General features: G+C 55.9%; 16 protein-coding genes. 14 read left to right on the forward strand and 2 right to left on the reverse strand.

Going from position 1 to position 20471, the window contains the following annotated elements; translation table 11 throughout:
- The first annotated feature begins 187 nt into the window (after window positions 1–187).
- The 11 genes from METLU_RS0112405 to METLU_RS0112455 all read left to right on the forward strand — a co-directional run bounded on the left by METLU_RS0112405 (window position 188) and on the right by METLU_RS0112455 (window position 16932).
- Window positions 188–3838 (forward strand): hypothetical protein, encoded by a 3651-nt coding sequence (locus METLU_RS0112405; protein ID WP_027158491.1) that lies wholly within the window; start codon window positions 188–190, stop codon window positions 3836–3838.
- A gap of 416 nt (window positions 3839–4254) precedes the next feature.
- Window positions 4255–5679, forward strand: coding sequence for an undecaprenyl-phosphate glucose phosphotransferase (locus tag METLU_RS0112410; RefSeq protein WP_027158492.1), 1425 nt, complete (start codon window positions 4255–4257; stop codon window positions 5677–5679).
- A gap of 14 nt (window positions 5680–5693) precedes the next feature.
- The gene (locus METLU_RS0112415; RefSeq protein ID WP_027158493.1) at window positions 5694–6806 is read left to right on the forward strand and encodes a polysaccharide biosynthesis/export family protein; all 1113 of its coding nucleotides are present in this window, start codon (window positions 5694–5696) and stop codon (window positions 6804–6806) included.
- A gap of 50 nt (window positions 6807–6856) precedes the next feature.
- A complete protein-coding gene (locus METLU_RS0112420) occupies window positions 6857–9217 on the forward strand; it encodes a polysaccharide biosynthesis tyrosine autokinase (protein WP_036243086.1) in 2361 nt (786 codons plus the stop codon).
- A 3-nt stretch (window positions 9218–9220) separates the two neighbouring features.
- Window positions 9221–10471: an O-antigen ligase family protein gene (locus METLU_RS0112425; RefSeq protein WP_027158495.1), complete on the forward strand. Its 1251-nt coding sequence runs from the start codon at window positions 9221–9223 to the stop codon at window positions 10469–10471.
- A gap of 24 nt (window positions 10472–10495) precedes the next feature.
- Window positions 10496–11812: a lipopolysaccharide biosynthesis protein gene (locus METLU_RS25265; RefSeq protein WP_051299899.1), complete on the forward strand. Its 1317-nt coding sequence runs from the start codon at window positions 10496–10498 to the stop codon at window positions 11810–11812.
- Between the two features lie 280 nt (window positions 11813–12092).
- The gene (locus METLU_RS0112435; protein ID WP_027158496.1) at window positions 12093–13037 is read left to right on the forward strand and encodes a class I SAM-dependent methyltransferase; all 945 of its coding nucleotides are present in this window, start codon (window positions 12093–12095) and stop codon (window positions 13035–13037) included.
- Between the two features lie 10 nt (window positions 13038–13047).
- Window positions 13048–13863, forward strand: coding sequence for a glycosyltransferase family 2 protein (locus METLU_RS0112440; RefSeq protein ID WP_231383599.1), 816 nt, complete (start codon window positions 13048–13050; stop codon window positions 13861–13863).
- A gap of 5 nt (window positions 13864–13868) precedes the next feature.
- Window positions 13869–14723 carry a glycosyltransferase family 2 protein gene (locus METLU_RS0112445; protein ID WP_027158498.1) on the forward strand — a complete coding sequence of 285 codons (855 nt, stop codon included), beginning with the start codon at window positions 13869–13871 and terminating at the stop codon, window positions 14721–14723.
- 72 nt (window positions 14724–14795) lie between these two features.
- Window positions 14796–15998, forward strand: a complete 1203-nt coding sequence (locus METLU_RS0112450; protein ID WP_027158499.1) for a glycosyltransferase family 4 protein — start codon at window positions 14796–14798, stop codon at window positions 15996–15998.
- Window positions 15991–16932, forward strand: a complete 942-nt coding sequence (locus METLU_RS0112455) for a glycosyltransferase family 2 protein (protein WP_027158500.1) — start codon at window positions 15991–15993, stop codon at window positions 16930–16932. Before METLU_RS0112450 ends, METLU_RS0112455 begins: the two co-directional genes overlap by 8 nt.
- Window positions 16933–17046: 114 nt before the next feature.
- On the opposite strand, the gene METLU_RS0112460 is transcribed toward METLU_RS0112455, so the two are convergent.
- Complete coding sequence (locus METLU_RS0112460; protein ID WP_027158501.1) at window positions 17047–17280, reverse strand: hypothetical protein; 234 nt, start codon at window positions 17278–17280, stop codon at window positions 17047–17049.
- Between the two features lie 384 nt (window positions 17281–17664).
- Between METLU_RS0112460 and METLU_RS25270 the strand changes: the two genes are divergently transcribed.
- Complete coding sequence (locus tag METLU_RS25270) at window positions 17665–18144, forward strand: DUF6567 family protein (RefSeq protein WP_231383600.1); 480 nt, start codon at window positions 17665–17667, stop codon at window positions 18142–18144.
- A gap of 386 nt (window positions 18145–18530) precedes the next feature.
- Here the strand turns inward: METLU_RS25270 and METLU_RS0112470 are convergent, their stop codons facing one another.
- Window positions 18531–19388 (reverse strand): NAD(P)-dependent oxidoreductase, encoded by an 858-nt coding sequence (locus METLU_RS0112470; protein ID WP_027158502.1) that lies wholly within the window; start codon window positions 19386–19388, stop codon window positions 18531–18533.
- Here METLU_RS0112470 and METLU_RS0112475 point away from each other — a divergent pair.
- Window positions 19380–19754: a hypothetical protein gene (locus tag METLU_RS0112475; protein WP_027158503.1), complete on the forward strand. Its 375-nt coding sequence runs from the start codon at window positions 19380–19382 to the stop codon at window positions 19752–19754. The genes METLU_RS0112470 and METLU_RS0112475 overlap by 9 nt on opposite strands.
- 75 nt (window positions 19755–19829) lie before the next feature.
- Window positions 19830–20468, forward strand: a complete 639-nt coding sequence (locus tag METLU_RS0112480) for an MlaC/ttg2D family ABC transporter substrate-binding protein (RefSeq protein WP_036243750.1) — start codon at window positions 19830–19832, stop codon at window positions 20466–20468.
- Window positions 20469–20471: the final 3 nt, after the last annotated feature.

Genomic DNA, 20471 nt, shown 5'->3' on the forward strand with positions numbered 1-20471 from the left:
TCGAAAACCCAATATTCCATGCAACTCTGGTTCGGCTTTTTGTCTCTATGATACATTTATTTATCAGACCCCGTGAAGTTTTAAGCTCATCTTAGGCTTTGACCTTTAATATTGGCTTAATAGATCGAGATTAAGTTGAGCTTCATTTTGCCGCATCAGGCCACCCCGCCCGGAAACAGTCAACCCCATGAAATCATTGAAAATATTTTTTCTTGCCATACAGACAGCGCTGGTTGTGCCGGCCGGACTGTCCCCCGCCCATGCCGCCGGACTCGCGGGATTATCGGCAACGGGCACAGCCGAAAGTCCTGCGCTCCTGCTTGAGCTGGGCAGTGAACCGGGCGGCGTCGACGACAAGACCATGCAGGTCTACAGAGGGGAGGTATCCGCCCATGAAGGTGACGCTTCGATTCAAACGGACAAGGATGAAATCACTTCCCTGCACCCCGGCTTCGGCACCTGGAAGGTCAACTTCCGCTTCAAGATAAAACCCGGCCAGTCCGCCAAACCTTACACTTTCTGGGCGCGCTGGCGGCAGGGCGGAGAACCCGATGTCTGCGTGCAGTCCTTCGAAGTCTGGGCCGGGCCCGACCAGTCCAGACTGGAGAAGCGCGCCGTACTGTCCATGAAACCCAAGGGCTGGGATTACGCCTGGATAGCCGCGGAATCGCCCGTCAACCTCAAGGCGGATGATGCCGTTATCGAGGTGAGGGATACTGGCGCCGGGCATGACGCCAAGGTCTTCGACGCCTTCCTGCTCTCCCCGCCTCTGCCGGCAAGCGGCACGACGGACCGGCCGCTGGTGCTGCTGGATCTGGGCAAAGCACCAAGCGCCTCGGCGGAAAAGGACCCTACCGTGCAGGTCCGGCTCGGCACCGCCGCGCCCGGTCCCGGCGCCGGAGCGCTGACGACGGAAAAGGACGAGGTTCAGGTATTCCATCAGGGTTTCGGAAACTGGGGCGCGAACTTTCGCTTTGAACTCGATCCGGCGATGACGCCGGGCCTGTATCATGTCTTCGCCCGTTACAAAAGCGGCGGGGAAGTCTCCCAGGTAACTCAAAACTTCACGGTCAAGGCCGGGGCAAAGCCCGAAGAACTGGCCACACGCGGCAACTTCGATCTGACCAACACCTCGCCATGGGAATATCAGTGGCTGCAAGCCCCGTCAACCGTCACCGTGTTGCCCGGCGACCGCTGGCTGGAAATCAATAATACCGGCAAGGCGGACGGCGCCAAAGTGTTCGACGCCTTCCTGCTCAAGCTGGAAACGCCGCTCGGAGACTGGATGAAACCCGCGCAGGCCCAGGCCAGAAACCGCTTTCTGGCGCTGAGCAAAACCGAGTCTAATGCCAGGCAGCATCTCTATGTACTCGACGGCCAAGGCGACAACGACGAGATTCTGTTCCGCGGCCTGGCTGCCGATGCCGCACGGCCCAGTTACGACAAATTTTCAGTGTCCTATTTGGTCGGACCGGAAGCCGAAACCCTGGCCCGGAAATTGAACCTGCCGGCGCTGCCCGCTGCCGTGATGACCGATGATCACTACAGCATGCTGGGCGTCCTGGCCAATCCCAAAAGCGAAGCCGATGTGCCCGGATTTCTTGCCGATCCGGCTAAAGCCGGCATGATGCCCAAACCGGCTGAAATCAAAAAGGATGAGCCAAAGCCGCTGCACGGAGGCGTGCCCGCTGCCTGGCTGGTCGGCGGTGTGCAGGATGGCCTGGCCGGTGTTTCGGTTTACGGGTTGGATAGCGAGACTGTTTTGCGCCCGAATCCCGATCAGCCCTACCTCAGCCTGCAAATGATGGGCGGGGAAATGCGAACCTGGCGGATGGCCCCCATAGAATCCGACGGCACCGCGGCCATCGAACCCAACACCCAACACGCCTACGGCTGGTCGCGCGGCAGCGGCTATGCGCAGCTCTATCTGCATGTCGATCAGGCCACGCAGGCCCTGCTGCATCTGAAGCAATCCGGCATCAGGACCGCGGGCTGGCTGGACGGGCAGCCAGTCAAACTGGACAATGACCCTAATCCACCGTCCGGATTTTCGTCAGTCGGCGAAACGGTAAAAAGTCTGCTTAAGGGCTTGACCACCGAAGGTCTGGTGGCGACTGCGCTGTCGGAGCGGCCCGAAGCGCCGCAGGTCGCGGCGCTGAACCTTTCGCCGGGTTGGCACAGCCTGCTGGTCAAACTGGTGATGCAGCACGGCCAGGGCCAGCGTTTTTTCTTTAAAGGCCAATTTACCGATCCGTCCGGTCGGCCGCTGAATTCGATCAAGACGCAACTGACCGATCCCACCGTCGATCCGGCGCTGAACGTAACGGCCGCCAGGTTGCGCCCGCTGATCTCCGTAGACGCGCCGGCCAATCTGCCCCATCCGGGCGATCCGCTCAAACTGCGCGTGGACATGCGCTGGCATCCGATTCTGGAGGAACCCGAATTGCAGGCGCCGCTACCACGGTTTCAGGCCAAATTGCGCCTGCGCCTGGTCGATTACAGCGGCAACGAGATTGCGACGAAAGACATAGCGGGACTGTTCCCCGGCAAAGTCGAGGTCGATTTCGGCAAAACGCCGGAGACCGGCTATTACGCCGTTTACGCTGCCCTGCATACGCCGGAAGGCCGGTTGATCATGACCTATCCCGCCGACGGCTTCACGGTCGTGGCAGGAACTGCCGAGCAAAAGCAGCGGCTGGACAGCAAGAAACTCTGGAACAACGACTATTACGCCCTGGCCGACGGCGATAAAAGCTTTGGGCAGGAAGGCGGCTATTTCAATTGGCTGGAACGCATGGGCATCTACAGAAGCTATGGCACTTATCCGGGCTTCGATCCTCAGTATCGCGCGAAATGGGAGCAGGCAAAGAAACGCGGCCTGGTTCTGTTCGCCGATTCCTCGGGCGACAGCTCATGGCTCAACGACAATCCTGAAGACGGCCAGAAATTCATTAGCGCGGCCGCGCCGTTTACCCGATTTTTCAAATCGACTAACGAGATCGACATCCGCCCGGAGGCTGAATGGCAAAAACTGCGCAACCCCGAGCACTGGGTGCAACGGGCCAAGTGGGAATACGAACAGGCGCACAAGGCGCGCGGCGATGCTCATTACGTCGGCGGCAGCCTGGTCCGGCCCGGCGACATGAACGGCCAGGGCTCGGGCCAGTGGTTCAAGGAGGTGTTGAAACTTGGCCTGGATCAGTATCAGGACGCCTGGGACATCCACGCCTATCCGCAAAAACCGCCCCGTTTCGGCGGACCTATCGGCAATGGCGACAGCGAGGATGAGCGCGGCGTGCTGGCCGCCTACGCCAGCCTGGGCAAGAAAAACAGCCTGCCGTTCTGGCTGGGCGAGACGGGCGCCAAGGCCATGCATGGCTTCACCGGACGCCGCTGGCAGGCGGAACAGGCCGCGAAAGTAATTGCCTGGGTCAACAGCCGCAGCGACTACCTGGGGCTGGCGTTCTGCATCGCGCATGAATACGACCTGGCTTATGGCAGGCTCTGGGACTATTCCATGGGCCACAAGCCCGGAGAGGCGGCGCTGTATACCGCGAGCGCCCTGATCGACGGCCTGCCCTATAAGGCTTTCGACACCAGGGACGCCAACATTCAGGCCGCCCATTTCGGCCCGACCCTGATGCTCTGGCGGACGGATGAGACAGCCGGCAACTGGCCGCTGCGGCTGGATTCGGGCAAATCCTGGGTGCTGGCCGATGTGGTAGGCCATGTCCGGGCGCTCCCGGTCGATGCTGCCGGGAACGCCAATATCCCCGTTTCCGCCAGCCCGGTCTATGTGCTGACCCGAACCGACTATGAACGGCTGACCCGGAATTGACATTGACTGTAATTTAACCTCGATTCGGTTCAAGCTTCGTAAAGAAAGGGTAGTCAATCGACCCAATGCGCTTGTAGGTGCGAATTCATTCGCACTCAACAAGAGCCATAACGCTTTTTACAAAGCTTGGGCGGGCGTCTCGGGTCGAATACCCATGGGGCACAAGTGAATTCGACCCTACAGCCTGACCCGAAACTGACATTGACTGTAATTTAGACGCGGGGCATTCCAGCCCCGCGCGATTCCTCATCAAAAATTAATAAAATCTTCATCCAATCTTAATCAAACTCTTCGGTTTTCCCTCATGTTGCCTCTGTAGTCTTTACCCTAAATCAATGCGAATCCCGCGTTGACCTTCAGGATAAGCGGTTTGGCCGCTCATTATTGTGAACATAAAAAACAGAGGTTTAGCGAATATGCCACCCAGTGTTGGAAACATCTTCAACGGGCTCTTCAAGCAATATGGACATACGGCGATCCTATTGCTGAGATTTATCGACATTGCAATGCTGTTTTTCGCCGCCTGGACTGCCTACTACTTCTGGCATGGACAGTTCGTCATCGATACTTACCACCGCATAGTGATCGCCCTTGGCATTCTGGGAGCCATCATTTTTTTCGAAATCGGGCAGGTTTACCGCCCCTGGCACAATGATGTGATGCGCGGCGAAATAGCCCGCATCGTCAGGGCCTGGGCATCGGCCCTGGTGTCGGTCATTTCCATCGTCGCCCTGGTTCGTCTGCAATTCTGGTTCGGCTCCAGTTACCGCTGGATCGCCACCTGGGGAGGACTGGGTCTAGTATACGTCCTCATTGCCCGCAGCCTGTTTTCCCATCTGCTGCGCTGGTTGCGCGCTCATGGCTTGTCGCAGGGCAGGGTCGTCATGGTCGGACTGAACCAGATGGCGATTGCGGCCAGCCGGCAGTTGAATCAATCATCCTGGGCAGGCCTGCATGTCATCGGTTATGTAGACGATCAGTCCGGCAACCCGATTCCCGTGGACGATTCTCTGCCCTGCCTCGGCAAACTGGACGATCTGGCCGCTATCGTAACGCGCGAAGCCGTCGACGAGGTCTGGGTCGCATTCCCGTTAGAAGGCGTATCGCAAGCCGAACGTGTGCAACATGAACTGCGTCATCTGCCGGTCAGCATCCGGCTGGTCATCGATTGTTTCGCCTTCAAACAGAGCAAGTTCCTGAGCCTGAACACGGTGGCCGGCATCCCGACGCTGGATGTCTCGGTCTCTCCTCTGCATGGCGTCAACCGCTATGTCAAGGAGCTGGAAGACCGTCTGTTCGCCTTTATCATATTGACGCTGATCAGTCCGCTGATGTTGTTGATCGCCCTCGGCGTCAAGCTGAGTTCTCGCGGGCCGGTGTTTTACCGTCAGGAACGGGTCGGCTGGAACAACCGTAAGTTCACCATTTTAAAATTCCGTTCGATGCCGGTGGACGCTGAATCCAAAACCGGCGCGGTCTGGGCTAAAGCTGGCGAGAATCGCGCTACCCGCTTCGGCAGCTTCTTGCGTAAAACCAGCCTGGACGAGTTGCCGCAACTGATCAATGTACTGATGGGCGACATGTCTCTGGTGGGCCCGCGTCCGGAACGCCCGGATTTTGTAGAAGTATTCAAGGAACAAGTGCCGAATTACATGAAAAAGCACATGGTCAAGGCAGGTATGACAGGCTGGGCGCAAGTAAACGGCTGGCGCGGAGATACCGACTTGAACCGCCGCATCGAACACGATTTGTATTACATCCAGCATTGGTCCATCTGGTTCGATCTGGAAATTGCACTGCGCACCCTGGTGTCCGGTTTTATCAACAAAAATGCCTACTAAGGAATACACCCGCTATGTTTAGATCCCTGTTTAGATCAATTCCTCTGATACCGGTCGTGCTGCTGCAGGCGTGTTCTCTGACGCCGGGCATGGAAATGGAGACCAACAGCCCGTTATCGCATATCGAGGTTCCAACGATGAAAGACGGCAAGCTGGTCAAGGAAAAAGCGAAGATCATCCCGATCACCGCCGATCTGATCATCGAGCGGGCAAATGCGAAACAGGAGGTCAATAATCTCCCGATGGATACCAACCCCATGACCGCTTATAAGATCGGTCCGCACGACAGACTGCAAATCACGGTCTGGGACCATCCGGAGCTGAACGATCCGGGCAGCGAGAAAATCGACCCCACACTGGCCGGCAAGACGGTTCAGGATGACGGCACGCTTTATTACCCCTATGTGGGCAATATTCCAGTGGCAGGGAAAACCGTCGCCGAAGTTCGGGAACTGCTGACCGAAGGGCTTTCCAAATACTTCAAGAAAGTCAAACTCGATGTCCGCGTGCTGTCTTTCCAGAGCCATCGGGCTGCCGTCGTCGGCCAGGTCAAAACGCCGGGCGTCCAGTCCATGAACGAGACGCCATTGACCATTGCAGAAGCCATCAGCCGCGCCGGCGGCGTGACCGAGGAAGCCGATTCGAGCAACGTAACCCTGGCCCGCGATGGCAAGCTCTATAAGATCGATGTGCTGAAGCTATACGAAAAAGGCGGCGCTGACCAGAACCTGCTGCTCAGGGACGGCGACGTGCTTAACATCCCCGACCGCCGGGACAGCAAGGTATTCGTCATGGGCGAGGTAGGCCGGCAGCAGGCCCTGCAAATCGGCAATGGCCAACGGATGACGCTCGCACAGGCGCTCGCGGAAGCTTATGGCGTCGATTTCAACTCTTCGCGGCCGGAAGAGATTTACGTGATCCGCACAGGCGAGCTAAAACCGGAAATTTTCCAGTTGAACGCGGAATCCCCTGACGCCTTGATACTTGCGGACCAGTTTCCGCTGCAGGCGCACGATACCGTTTTCGTGGGCACGGCGGGCGTCACCCAGTGGTCACGCGTACTTAACCAGATCCTACCGTCATCTTTCACTTCGGTCATGTCGCGCGCTGCCTTCATGGGGATGTAATGGCATTCGAGGGAAAGAGCTTGTTCTCACACGATCAGGAAAAAAAGATTATGTATTTACAGAATGAAGTTAACTCAATTCCACCGCTGAATCCGCTCCCCCGGATTGAAGAGCGTAGCGTAAGTATTCGAGATTATGTCGACCTGTTGATCGAAGGCAGAAAGACCATTCTGTTGGCTTTAGTGTCAGTATTGCTGGTCGCGACAGTCTATCTGATGCTGGCGCCGCGCACTTACAAGGCGGACGCGCTGCTGCGGATCGACAAGAACAAGGCGCTGCTCGCGGCGCCGCTGCGCAGCGAAGCGAACCAGGCGCCGTCCGAAGCCGAAAGCCCGAGAGCGCAACGCGAAGTGGAAATCCTCCGTTCCCGTTCGGTTCTGGGCAAAGTGGTGGAAAATCTCAACCTGACGGTGGAAGCCTCCCCGCGTTATTTTCCCGTCATCGGCGAGACCCTGGCGCGCAAACACGATGCCCACGACGGCCTCGCTAGTCCCTGGTGGGGATTTGGCCGCTGGGCCTGGGGCGGCGAAAAGCTGAAGGTCGACACCTTCACTGTGCCTGATCGCTATCTGGGCAAGGAATTTACCCTGATCGCGCTGGAAGCAGGCCGTTTCCAGTTGCTGGGTCCGAAGGATGAGCCGTTGGCCGAAGGACCCGTAGGCGAATCCGTCACCGCCGACATCGGCGAGAGCGCGCCTGTGGCCGTCAAAATCGCCGAGCTCGAAGCGCGTCCCGGCACGCATTTCAAGTTGACCCGGAAAACTTCATTGGAAGCCATCGAAACGTTGCAGAAGGCTTTTTCCGTCAAGGAAGTTTCCAAGGATACGGATATTCTCAGCGTCGAACTGAAAGGCAAGGACCCGGAGCAGCTGGCTAAATCGGTCAACGATATTGCCGCCATTTATGTCAACGCGACGGTCAATTGGGAGTCCGCGGAAGCCGGGCAAAAACTGGCTTTCCTGGAAAGCCAGCTGCCTATCGTCAAGGATCGCCTGGAAAAGGCGGAGCAGGGTTTGAGCGTTTACCGGCAAAAACATGGCGCGGTCGACATCTCTGCCGAGGCCGAAATACTGCTGAAGCAGGCCGCGGAAATGGAAACCCTGGGCATCCAGCTCAAACAGAAATACGACGAGCAAAGCCAGCGCCTGGAATCCGCTCATCCGGACATGCAAGCCACCAACGCGCAAATCAAGCGCGTCAATAGCAAGCTGTCGAAACTGGAAAAACGCATCAGGGATCTGCCTCGCACCCAACAGAGCGTGGTCAGCCTGTCACGTGATGTGCAGGTCAATACCGAGCTTTATACCTCGCTGTTGAACAGCGCCCAGGAGCAGCGCATCGCCGCCGCCGGTTCCCTGGGCAACTCCCGTATCGTCGATTTCGCGGTCACGCCGGAAAAGCCCTATTGGCCGAGGCCCGGCATGCTGTTGGCCATCGCTGGCCTGCTGGGTCTGACCGGGGGCTCCGCTATGGTATTCCTGAGACATTCCCTGCAGCGCCACGACAATTATCCGGCCTTGCTGGAATATCAGGTGGGCCTGCCGCTGTACGCAGCCATTCCTCATAGCAAGAAGCAGCAACGGCTGGCGCGCCTGATCGACCAGGGCAAAACGCGCGAGCCCGGCATCCTGGCCAGCCAGGACCCCCAGGATATCTCCGTCGAGTCGCTGCGCGGCCTGCGGACCACCCTGGAAGCGACCCTGGCCAGCAACGAGAGTAAGGTCATCATGGTCAGCAGCCCGGCTCCCGGCATGGGCAAATCCTTCGTCAGCACCAACCTCGCGGCACTGCTGGCCAGCATCAAAAAACGCGTGCTGATCATCGACGCAGACATGCGCAACGGCCGGCTGCATGATGCGTTCTCCGTCGACCGCCAGCCGGGGCTTTCCGACCTGCTGGCCGGCAGGGCCACGCTGGGCGAGGTGATCGTCAGCCTGCCCGAAGTCGGGGTGGATTTCATACCGAAAGGCAGCACGGTTCTGAATCCGGCGGAATTGCTGGTGATCGGCAATCTGGAGGAGACGATCGAACAGTTAAAGAGCTTTTACAACCATGTCGTGATTGATTCGCCGCCGATTCTGGGCGCGACGGATCCCGCCATTCTGGGCAAGTACGCCGATGCCACCTTCCTGGTCGTCAAGGAAGGCCGCTATACGGCGCAGGAACTGGAAGTCAGTTTTAAACGCTTCCAGCAGGTCGGCATCAAACCGAACGGTTTTATTATCAACAACATGAAAGAAGGCTCATCGTATTCGCCTTATTACGGTTACGCTTACGGCAGTCAGATCGATACGGAGGAAAAAAGCCTGTCCGCAAAAATACCCGGTTATCAGGCGGTCGAGGATTGGTTCAAAAGAAACGAGGAACCCGAGGTGCTGTCCTCTTTAGCGATGGATGATGAACAGGTTTAAGCGATGAACCTGCGCCTGGAGAAAGACTTGCCGGTTCTGCTGTTCGCGCTGGTCTGCGCTTCGACGGTGGCCGCCCTGCCGCAGATGGAGTCGAACTGGAACGGGGTGAAAGAGGTTTACGGCGAACAGGACTTCGGTTTGCGGATACTGCGCGAAGTCATGCTGCTGGTGCTGATCGTATACGGATTTCTTGAACCGCGCTTGCGGCAAGGTATTTTGACCGGCTCCGTGTTTGCATTCCTTAGCCTGATAGCCACTTATGTGTTGTGTGAAGTCGCCTATGCGCTCTATCTGGACCTGCCTTTGGTGGTGCCGATGGCGGGATTGCGCGTTTTCGAATACATGCCCGTGGCATTGATCGGCTTCGCGGCCAGTCGCCTGGGCGCGGGTCAATATGTCCTTTATAAATTCGCGTATTATCTTCGTTATTACATTGCGCTCCAGACCGTACTGGCGATCACCCAGGCCTTGTGGGCGCCGCCTATACTGGGCGTGTCGCTACTGGGCGGCGGACGGCCTTTCGGCACCTTCGTCAGCCCCAACCTGTTCGGCGCGGCCATGGCGACCTGCTCGCTGCTTTTCGCCGTGGTGCCGGGCATGCGCAAGTGGATGGGCGTGAGCATCTTTCTGGCCTTGCTGAGCGGTTCGCGCACCGCGCTGATCAGCTCACTGCTGGTGGTGTTCTTTCAGATTTATGCGGCGCTTCGTCCGCGCGACCGCTGGGCGCTGGTCATGCCGGCGCCGATTCTGGCCGTCGGCGCGCTGATACTGGCATCCAGCCCCCTGCTCAGCGGCCGCGATGACGCGGACCCCACCCAGGACGGCCGCCTGGATTTGTGGCAGCGGATATTTTCCAATTATATCGACGGGCCTGCGGATGTGCTGTTCGGCTGGGGCCTGGGGCTCAGTTCCAATACGATCAACGTCCTCTACGGCGCCGAGCATTTTCCAGGGCAATTCGACTCCGACAGTCTGTATTTATTCCTGTTGAACGGTTATGGCCTGATCGGCCTTTTGGCCTATGTCGGTTTTCTATGGATGACGACAAGGATGTCCGTCCACCCCAATAAGGGCCTGGTGATCATGTTTATTTTCGTTGCGGGACTGACCTTCAATATGTGGGAGTATTTTCCGCAAAACGCGATGCTCATGTTCCTGTGGGGATTGGTATTGGGAACCGGGCTTCAGTCCAGCCCGGCTCCCTTGAAGGACGGCCCGATAATTCCGGATTCCTACTATCGGCGCCCCTACTGACAGCGAGCCTTTAAAGGACACACTATGGGACTATTGAAAGAAAAACGATTATTCGGCGATGCGTTCTGGGCGCTGTTCGGGCAACTGGCGTCCGCCATCGCGTTGCTGGCCGGCACTCGCATCCTGACCGAACTGGTCACGCCGGAGACCTACGGGCAGGTCGCCTTGCTGAACGGCTTTGTGGCGCTGGGCGTGAGTCTTTTTTCCTATCCTTTCATCTGCGCCGGCATGCGGATATTGCCGGAGTGCCAGAACAAGCTGGAGCGCGCCGATTTGCATGGCGTCGTGGCCAGCCTGACGGCACGGTCCACGACGCTGGCGATCATTGTTCTCGTGTCGAGCGGCGCCGTATACGGTTATCTTACCCATAATGACAGTTGGCTGTTTGCGCTTGCAGGCGTCCTGCTGGCGGTAACGGTGCGGCGGGAGCTGGGCATTCAACTGCTGATCGGTGAGCGCAGGCAACGGGGGGCGAGCCTGTGGCAGACCACCGACAGCATCCTGCGGCCGGTGCTCTCGATCTCGCTGGTCTGGTATCTGGGCCGTCAGGCTGAATGGATATTGCTGGGCTACATCCTGGCCAGCCTGATCTCCAATACGGTCTGGTCGCTGATCCAGCGCGTGAAAGCCGACGCCAACAAGGAGCGCCGGCCGGTCAGGTCGCGCAATTTCAGAAAGGATGTCTGGGCCTATGCCCTGCCCCTGATCCCGATGGAATTGATTTTCTGGCTCAACGGCCTGGGCGACCGCTATGTCATCGGCTACATGATGACGGCCGCCGATGTGGGTTTGTACGCGGCGACTTACCTGATTATCAACGAGGCGTTCAACCGCAGCGCGATGGTTCTGCTGCGCACTTTTCAGCCGGCCTATTTTCAGAAATGTTCGCAGAACCGCATGAAGGAAGGCTTCAAGCTGTTGTGGCTATGGATTGGCTGCGTGATTGCCATGGGCATTATTGGCGTGTCGCTGTTGCTGTTTACCAAGGACTGGGTGGCGGCTTTGCTGCTGGCAAAATCGTATCATTCAGCGGTTGCGCTGATGCCCGCCATAGCGGTCGGATCTGCCTTGCATGCCCTGGGAACCGTAGTGGCCCAGCCGCTGCTAGCCAATAAAAAAACCCGGCTGTTTTTGCTTGGCCGCGTCTGCGGCGCTGTGGCGGCGGTCATCAGCATTCCGCTGATGGTGAAATACTACGGCCTGATGGGGGCGGCCATGGCCAACCCTATCTATTACGGTGTCGAGACATTGGTTCTGGCGCTCTTGGCCAAGCCATGGCGGATCATCAGCTTGCAGCACAATGACGAAATCGAGGCGGCAAGTTGCAATGCCGCAGCCTGAAGCTGCTCGTAATGCTCGGCTAATGTTCGAAATATAAAATTATTTAACTGATGTTGCGCGGACAATTTGCCCTACGTCAAAGCGCCTGTAGGGTCGAATTAATTCGACCCGGGACGCCCGCCGAGCTTTCCGGAAGGCGGCATGGCTCTGTTAAGTGCGAATGAATTCGCACCTACGGAGAACCGCAATGTTCGCAGCAAACGGGATTAAAAAAGCTGCCCGTGCGTAACATCAGTCAACCCTGTTTTTTGTTAACAGCCCTATCAAAAGAAAAAATACTATGGCATATGCACCAGCAGTTTCAGAAATATATGGCGACGTTCTGCACGAATGTGTGGCTTGCGGCAGCATAAAAATAAGCTATTGGCGGACGAAAAATTTTCAGTATACGGACGGCGCGGACAACAAGGAATTCCATATCTATCGTTGCGTCAGTTGCGGCACAGGCTTTCTGAACCAGCCGCCGCACGCGCAATGGCTGCAGGCCATCTATCAATACTCGGGCCAGGCGCTGACCCAGCCGGTCACTATCGAGGACGTGCTGGACCGGGAGGCCGAGTTTCCCAACTGCACGGTGGATGCCGAACGCATGGCCCGGCAGGCGGACCAGTTCAATTATTCGGATAACCACCGGGCGCTGGACATTGGCTCAGGCTTCGGTTTCTACACGCGGGCGCTCAAAAAAGCGGGTTATCAAACGGTCAGCATCAATCCTGGCGAATACGAAAACGAGGTGTTCCGCAAGCTGAATGGCGATGAGCCGGTCCCTGTCATGTTCGAGGACTTTGAACCCTCCGAACCGTTCGGCGTGGTGCTGATGTCGCAGGTACTGGAACATCTGCTTGAGCCGAATCGTGCGATACGCAAGGTATCCGACCTGCTGACCACCGGCGGCGTTCTGGCCTGCGCCGTGCCTAATTACGATTCGTTTCTGGTCAAGCTGCTGGGGACGAAGGATAACGCCTGTTTATGGGTGCCGGAGCATGTCAATTACTTTACCGAGAAAGGCCTGACAGCCCTGGTCGAGCAAAACGGCTTCCATGTGGTCAAGGTGGAGCAGATAACCCGGGTGCCGTTCAACGCGCTATCGAAACGATTGGGCCTGCGAGGAAGGCCGGCTGTCGCCGCCGACGCGCTGGTCAGGCTGCTGCAGATCCCGTTTGCCGGCCTGATGAACTTCTTTGGACTGGGCATTTACATTAACCTCTATGCGGTCAAGAAATAACAGACTTGCCGTGCGTTCAAACCAGAAATTTCAGAAAGAACCTATGCTGACTGTCGCTATTTTGACTAAAAACGAGGAAGCCAACCTGCCCCGTTGCCTGGAGGCCATCCCTGACCGCTATCCCATCGTCATCGTGGATTCAGGCAGTACCGACAACACGCTGGCCATCGCCGAGAGTCGCGGTTGCAGAATTTACACCAATCCATGGCCCGGTTTTGCCGAGCAGCGCAACTTCGCCATCAATCAATGCGGGATAGATACGCCCTGGATCCTGTTTGTCGATGCCGACGAAATCTATCCCGAAAAATTCTATGACTGGTTTGAATCCGGGATGTCCGGCATCGACTCGATCGATGTGCTGATGGTGCCGTCGATCCTGTATCTGCGGGAAAAGCGCCTGAACCACGCGCCCGGCTATCCCATTTATCATCCAAGGCTGGTGCGCAGGGAGACCGTCCGATTCGTCCGCAACCATACCGGACATGGCGAAGCCGTTATCGATACGTGCCGGATCGGCTACTCCGATATTCCTTATGAACACTATTTTTATCACGGCGAAATCATTGAATGGATGCATAAACATGTCGGCAAGGCCGCACAAGAGGTGCGGCTTAAGCCGACAGCGGGCGCCGTAATGACCACGCGCGGGCGACTAAGCGTCCTGTTGGGGCGATCCTGGCTCAGGGTTGTCGCCCGGTTTTTATACCACTTTGTGTTGCGAGGTGGTTTTCTGGACGGTTTTGCAGGGCTGGAGTTTGCGCTCATGTTTACCTGGTATGAGGCAACCATCTATGTCCAGGCAAAGGCCGCCACTCAGTCAAGGTGATAAATATGAAAGTTTCACTCGTTTTGGCAACGCTGGGAAGAGATACCGAACTGGTTGATTTTTTGGAGTCCCTACGGTACCAGACCTATGAAGACTTTGAGTTGATCATTATCGATCAGAACAAGGACGGTAAAATTGATGCTATCGTCGAATCGTTCAAAAACAGCTTTGAGGTTAACCATGTCAAAGTGGATTTTGCGGGCAACGCCAGGGCACGGGATTACGGCATCGGCTTTGCCAAGGGCGGCATCATCGCCTTTCCTGATGATGATTGCGTATACGACAGGGATGTCCTGAAAAATGTCGTAGCGGAATTTGAGCAGCGTAAAGATCTCGCCATCCTGGTGGCGGGGTCATATGACTTTTCATCCGACCGCTTCAGCATTGGCGTCAACAGCCGGAAAGCCCAGTATTTTTCACGCTTCCGGATGATGGGCGTCGAATTCACGCAGTTTTTCAATATGAACCGGATCGATCGCAGGCAATTCCACATGGATCACGACTTCGGCATCGGCTCAAAATATTCCGGCGGCGAGGGTTTTGAACTGCTGTACCGGTTGCTGCGCGCCGGCTGCACCGCTTTCTATAACCCGGACATTAAGGTTTATCACGCCGACAAGGATCACTACAAGCTCGGAACCGGCAGGATGCTGATGTATTCCACCGGGGTCGGGGCTTACATCAGAAAATTCGCCAATCAGCAGGACGTGTTCATTCTGTATTACATCGTCCGCAAGATGTTCGTAGCTCCCGCCATCAAGATGCTGCTGGCGCTGGTTTTATTGAACCCGAAAAAGCTGACCTATTCTTTTTACAATCTCGTCGGCATCTGGCGCGGGTTCCTGGCGTATGGACGGTAATGCGTTACACAAGACCAACATGGGTCACTCGATAATCATTATTTATTCACAGACAGATTCAGGAAAAATATTATGAATGCAGGTATCGTTACTACGCATGTACCGCCGGCCAAAGGTTACGGCGGGGTATCCGTCACAGCCAGTGTTTTGACCAAGGCCTGGGCGGAACGAGGCCACAGGATGGCGCTGGTTTCATCCGACGAGTCCATCGACGGCCGGCTGCGCCCCGAGCAGGTGCAGCTTGGCGAACAGGTGGAGATTGATCTCTATCATTGCTATGGCTTCAGACGATGGGGCTTCGGGCTTGGCGCCATTCCCGCCTTGTTTAAACTGTGCCAGCGGGCACCGGTGGTCTATATCCACGGCATCGCCACCTGGCCGTCCACGCTTGCGGCTGTTTTCTGTGTGCTGCTGCGCCGTCCGTTCATGGTCGCGGTGCATGGGGGACTGATGCCTGAGCATGTCGATCTGATCCGGCGGCAAAAACCCCATAAATGGCTTTACTATAAATGGCTGACCTTTCCGACCCTGCGCCGGGCCATCGCCGTGCATTGCACCAGCGACACCGAGGCCGAAGGCGTGCGCAACGTGCTCGGCGATGATGCCCGCATACTGCTGGTTCCCAACGGCATCGACAGCCGTGAAATTAAAGTGGCGCCACATCCGACCAGAGAAGGCATGAAACTCTGCTTTCTGGGCCACATTCAGCAGGAAAAAGGCATCAACGCCTTTATCAGGGCATGGCTGAAGGTTCGCCAGCCTACCGATCGGCTGGTGATCGCCGGCAGAAGCGTCGACGGCGACTATTTCGAAGAGTTCCAGGCGCTGGTCGAACAGGCGCAAGGGGCTATCACTTACCGGGGCTATCTGCAGCGCGACGAGGTCATGGATTTGCTGGCGTCCAGTCATTTTCTGGTGCTGCCTTCGGGGCTGGAGGAAGCCGGCGGCATGCGCGAGAACTTTGGCAATGTGGTGGCCGAAGCCCTGGCGGCAGGACGCCCGGTTTTAGTGGCTCGAGGACTGGCATGGGATAATGTCGAATCGTTTGGCGCCGGCTTCATTTTCGACAGAAATGAGGCTTCGGTATGCAAAGTGCTGCGTAAAGCGCAAGCGCTGAACAGGCCGGAGTGGCAGCAGATGTCGTCCAATGGCCGGCAGTATGTCGAGCAACAGCTCGATCCCGTCAAGCTTGGCGACCGGGTCTGGCAAGCGTTGACTAAATCGGGTCTTGGCAGTGCGCCGCAACAACTGGCGGAGGGTTCATCGTATGAGTAAGGTCGGCCTGATCGTCCCTACCTTGAATGCCGGCAGGCTTTGGCACTCCTGGCTTAAAGCCTTCGAGCAGCAGACCCGGAAACCGGACTATCTGTTGGTGATCGATTCTTCGTCCAGCGACGACACCGCAGCCTTGGCACGTGCCTATGGCTTTACCGTGAAGGTTATTGCCAAGGCCGCGTTCAACCATGGCGGGACTCGCCAAAGCGGCGTGGATATGATGCGGGAGGCGGATATCATCGCGTTCCTGACTCAGGATGCCTTATTGGCCAATCCCGATGCCGTCGAGCAGTTGCTGGCTGCATTCGAGGATGAGCAAGTCGGTGCGGCCTACGGGCGCCAGCTTCCGCATCGGAACGCAGGCCCGATTGCTGCCCACGCCCGTCTTTTCAATTATCCGCCCGAGAGCCAGCTGCGCGGCCTGGAGGACCGAGAGCGCTTCGGCATCAAAACGGCCTTTATATCCAACTCCTTCGCCGCCTATCGGCGCAGCGCACTGATGCAGGCGGGCGGGTTCCCCGTCGACACCATCATGAATGAAGACACTTATGTGGCCGGAAGGATGTTGGCCGCTGGCTGGAAAATAGCCTACTGCGCCGATGCGCAGGTGTTCCATTCTCACGACTACCATTTTCTGGACGAATTCAAGCGCTACTTCGACATCGGCGTTTTCCACACCCATACGCCATGGCTCCAACAGCTATTTGGCGGGGCATCCGGCGAAGGACGGCGCTACGTCATATCGGAGATGCGTTATCTCCTGAAAAAAGCACCCTGGCTGATTCCTTCCGCCATGCTGCGGACGGCGCTTAAATGGCTGGGCTTCAAGATGGGCGGCACCCTGCCCCGGTCTGTCAGTCGTTGTTTCAGTCTGCATCGATCTTACTGGCTTACCGCCCTGCCAGGTTCTGCCGCAAAATATAAACAAATGTAAAAACGCCTGCCTTAGAGAAAGTTATCCTGCTAAAGCCATAAACTGCTTCTGGCAGGATCGCTCTCTTCAATTAGCTGACCCTTTCGGATCATAAAGCCTGGGCTTTCCGATAAGCTACAAGCAGTTTTCAAATTTGCCGCCTAATGCGGGACTCCTTCCCAAACCGAGAGAGTCGTAATCCTGGTGAATGATCACTATGCCTTCCTTGGTATCCATAATTAATAAGATCTGCCCCAAACTGGCGTGATAACATCGAGCGATAATCATTTCTGTATGTTCCACGCGTTCTGATTCCTCCAGGCATTCCAGATAAACTTGGTTAAACTGATCCAGGGTTAGTTTTTTCATTTCGAAAGGTCAAATTATTGAATTGAAAAATAAGCTTTATGGAAGCATAAAAGATGCCATTATCTGAATCAGTCAATCAGATCTTTTAAGCTTGTAACTGATGTTACGCACGGGCAGCTTTTTATGCCGTTTGCCGCTCCCGGGCACTACAGTGGTGTAGGTGCGAATTCATTCGCACTCAACAAGCGCCATATCGATTGCTGGAAAGCTTGAGCGAGCGTCTCGGGTCGAATGAATTCGACCCTACAAGCGCTTGACGCAGGGGCAAATTGTCTGCGTAACATCAGCTTGTAATTGCGTCAGACTGCACAATGCTGGTGCGTGAGCGGCTTAAATGAACCCAAATTAAGGCAACTGTGAGCCTATTTATATTGTCCATTGAATATGGGCGATAATAACCAACAAGCAATTTGGGGGTATTGTTTTATGATGCAATCATTGAAGATACTGTCAATCCTGTGGTTGCTTACCGGTTGCGCTGCCGCGCTCCCGTCGCTTCCTGCCTTATCCGGGCTGGTCCCGGCACCTGCTGGAACTCAGATATTAACGGCCACTTCAGTCGATTTATCGAGGAAAAATTTCAAGATCATAAGAGCGAATGCGTCTGGCCGAAGTGTCGGGTTCAGCTTTCTGGGCCTTTTCAACTTCAAGTCTCCACGTTACGAAGAGGCAATAACCCAACTTTACCAGTCAGCCGGTGTTACCGAGGGAAAATCACAGGCGCTTGTCAATGTGATGCATGAACAGACATCGACTTATTTTATTCTATTCGCTCTGCCCAAGATTACTGTTCGAGCCGATGTTATCGAATTTACCGATAATGCGGAGCCGATAAGCGTCCCGGATACCCAAAATATGCGTTAGGAAGCGCGCATCCAGAATGTCGAATGCTACAGATAATGAAATGCCTGACCGGGCAGCCATGTTAACGGAAACGTTACCAATGGCTGCTCGAAGGCCCGGGGAGTCGCTATTTTTGCGAAAGCTTGTTTTGGGCATCCCAGCCCAAGCAAGCAGCAAAAATCACGCGACCGCTTATGCCTGCGGCGCCCCAGCCGTCCTGCGGCCTTCGCCTTAACCCAGCAAGGGGTTAAGGCATGAGTCCACAATGACTCGACGCGATGTCGGAAAGCTTTGCATTTTCCCTACGCAAAAAACGCTTCGGGAAAACGCCCAGCACTATCGCTTCTGGGGACTACTCGGCTTCCCGCCTCGCAGCGAGGGTTTATCCCGGCCTGTTCCGGCTCAATTCAGCAACGTTTCGTGACTGCGTCATACACGCAGGAGTAATCCTCCCGTTCATGGCTGGCCCGGGCGCGCCCGTATAATTGAAGCAGCACTTCGAGCGCCTGGGTATCGACGCTCCGGGCTTCCCGTTTGAACAGGTCGATGTCCTTGATCAGATGCTCGGTGGGGAAATTGGGATTGCGGTAGTCGTGCTCCAGCATTTTCGATAGTTTCTTGTCGAAGGTCGGCGCATAAAGGGCGCTTTGCCGCAGCACTTCCATGAAACTGTTTACGTCCACGCCGTTTTCTTCGACGAATCCCAGGCTGGTGGAGAAGGCCACGGTCAGCGAAGCGATCAGCTGATTCAGTGCCAGCTTCAGCGCGGAAGCCTCGCCGACGGAACCAACCAAGCGCGGCTCCGGGCCCAGACAGGCCAGAATCGGCTTCACTTCGGCAAACGTAGCTTCGGAGCCTCCCGCCATGATGATCAATTTGCCGGACTTCGCCTCCGGGATGCTGCCGAGCACCGGCGCTTCCAGATAAGCGCCGCCGGCATCCTCGATACGTCCGGCCAGGCGACGGTTTTCGCCGGGACCGATGGTCGACATCTGCACCAGCGTCTTGCCCGGCAACTCGACGCCCGACAAGGCCGTCTCAACGGCTTCGGCGTCGCTGAGCATCGTAAAAACGATATCGCTGCCGGTTACGGCATCGGTCGGGGTATCGGCGACTGTTGCCCCTTGGCTTGTGAGCGCTTCCGCCTTGGCGCGGGTGCGATTCCAGACCCGGACCGGGTAGCCTGCAGCCAGCAGCCGGCCAGCCATCGGATTTCCCATCAGTCCGGCGCCGAGCCAGGCAAGTTTGGGTTTTGTATGCGTCATGATCGTTTCCTTTCCAATAAAACCAGTGGCCAAATTAACTTTTTTATCATTAATCCGGTTTCTATTCCACTTATGCCCAAAACATATCATCAGTCCGGGCCGGTGGCTGGCGATGTTTATATCGTCCGTTTTACGAACACATACAGTATGGATAGAAATAGGCTTATCATTACTCTTATTAGTCAGCCAGATGTGTATCTTGAATGGTATAACCTGGAATATAAGACGGGGCTGCACAGCAATATCCGTAAAGATAAGATTGATGTTGGCGCAGGTTGCAAATTGCCTCCTTACCGGTTGAAGTTTGAGCAAGCGTTTCGATTCCAAACTTACAAATTTACAGGAAGAATATTGTCAGCTTTTTGACTAATATAAAGCCGAAATCAGGCTATGAAGCTGGTCAATTTTCAACTGGCTCTAACATATTTTCTGGAGATTTCTATGTTTCACAGGCAACTGTTGTCTCTACTGATACCCCTTTTCGGCTTTATCGCCCTGTCCCCTGCCGCGCTCGCCGCCGAGGATACCGCCCAGGCCCGGCAGATCATTGAAAACAGCTCGGAACAAATCAAGCAGACGTTAAAACAATCCGTCTATCAAGACGACTTTAATAAGTCGGTCCAATTCGTCGACGGGATCGTGGCTCAATTCGCCGACATGTCCAAAGTGTCGCTGCTGGTATTAGGCAAGAATATACGCAAAGCCACCCCCGACCAAAGACAGCGCTTCATCAAGGAGTTTCAAACCTTGCTGGTGCGCACCTATACCAGGGCATTTCTGGAGTATAAAGATTGGAGCATCACCTACAGCCCTTATAAAGACGACAAAGACGATGGCCGGACCCTTGTAAAAACGCAGGTGCACCAACCGAGGCAGCAACCAATTGATGTCAACTATCGCATGTTGCTAAATAAACAAGGCGAGTGGAAGGTCTATGACATCATCATTGGAGGCATCAGCCTGGTGACTAACTATCGCACTTCTTTTAACGAGGAAATTGCGAAAACCGGCTCGATTGACAGCGTCATTCAACAGCTGATCGACAAAAACAATAAACCCGTGCCCAAAGGCGAGAGCTAAGAA

The organism is Methylobacter luteus IMV-B-3098, from assembly GCF_000427625.1.
Classification (GTDB): domain Bacteria; phylum Pseudomonadota; class Gammaproteobacteria; order Methylococcales; family Methylomonadaceae; genus Methylobacter; species Methylobacter luteus.

Coding starts and splice junctions, on each gene's coding strand:
- METLU_RS0112415 (WP_027158493.1), top strand. CDS start 5,694: ATGTTTAGATCCCTGTTTAGATCAATTCCTCTGATACCGGTCGTGCTG.
- METLU_RS0112420 (WP_036243086.1), top strand. CDS start 6,857: ATGTATTTACAGAATGAAGTTAACTCAATTCCACCGCTGAATCCGCTC.
- METLU_RS0112410 (WP_027158492.1), top strand. CDS start 4,255: ATGCCACCCAGTGTTGGAAACATCTTCAACGGGCTCTTCAAGCAATAT.
- METLU_RS0112455 (WP_027158500.1), top strand. CDS start 15,991: ATGAGTAAGGTCGGCCTGATCGTCCCTACCTTGAATGCCGGCAGGCTT.
- METLU_RS0112480 (WP_036243750.1), top strand. CDS start 19,830: ATGTTTCACAGGCAACTGTTGTCTCTACTGATACCCCTTTTCGGCTTT.
- METLU_RS0112470 (WP_027158502.1), bottom strand. CDS start 19,388: ATGACGCATACAAAACCCAAACTTGCCTGGCTCGGCGCCGGACTGATG.
- METLU_RS0112475 (WP_027158503.1), top strand. CDS start 19,380: ATGCGTCATGATCGTTTCCTTTCCAATAAAACCAGTGGCCAAATTAAC.
- METLU_RS0112425 (WP_027158495.1), top strand. CDS start 9,221: ATGAACCTGCGCCTGGAGAAAGACTTGCCGGTTCTGCTGTTCGCGCTG.
- METLU_RS0112450 (WP_027158499.1), top strand. CDS start 14,796: ATGAATGCAGGTATCGTTACTACGCATGTACCGCCGGCCAAAGGTTAC.
- METLU_RS0112460 (WP_027158501.1), bottom strand. CDS start 17,280: ATGAAAAAACTAACCCTGGATCAGTTTAACCAAGTTTATCTGGAATGC.
- METLU_RS0112435 (WP_027158496.1), top strand. CDS start 12,093: ATGGCATATGCACCAGCAGTTTCAGAAATATATGGCGACGTTCTGCAC.
- METLU_RS25270 (WP_231383600.1), top strand. CDS start 17,665: ATGGGCGATAATAACCAACAAGCAATTTGGGGGTATTGTTTTATGATG.
- METLU_RS25265 (WP_051299899.1), top strand. CDS start 10,496: ATGGGACTATTGAAAGAAAAACGATTATTCGGCGATGCGTTCTGGGCG.
- METLU_RS0112445 (WP_027158498.1), top strand. CDS start 13,869: ATGAAAGTTTCACTCGTTTTGGCAACGCTGGGAAGAGATACCGAACTG.
- METLU_RS0112405 (WP_027158491.1), top strand. CDS start 188: ATGAAATCATTGAAAATATTTTTTCTTGCCATACAGACAGCGCTGGTT.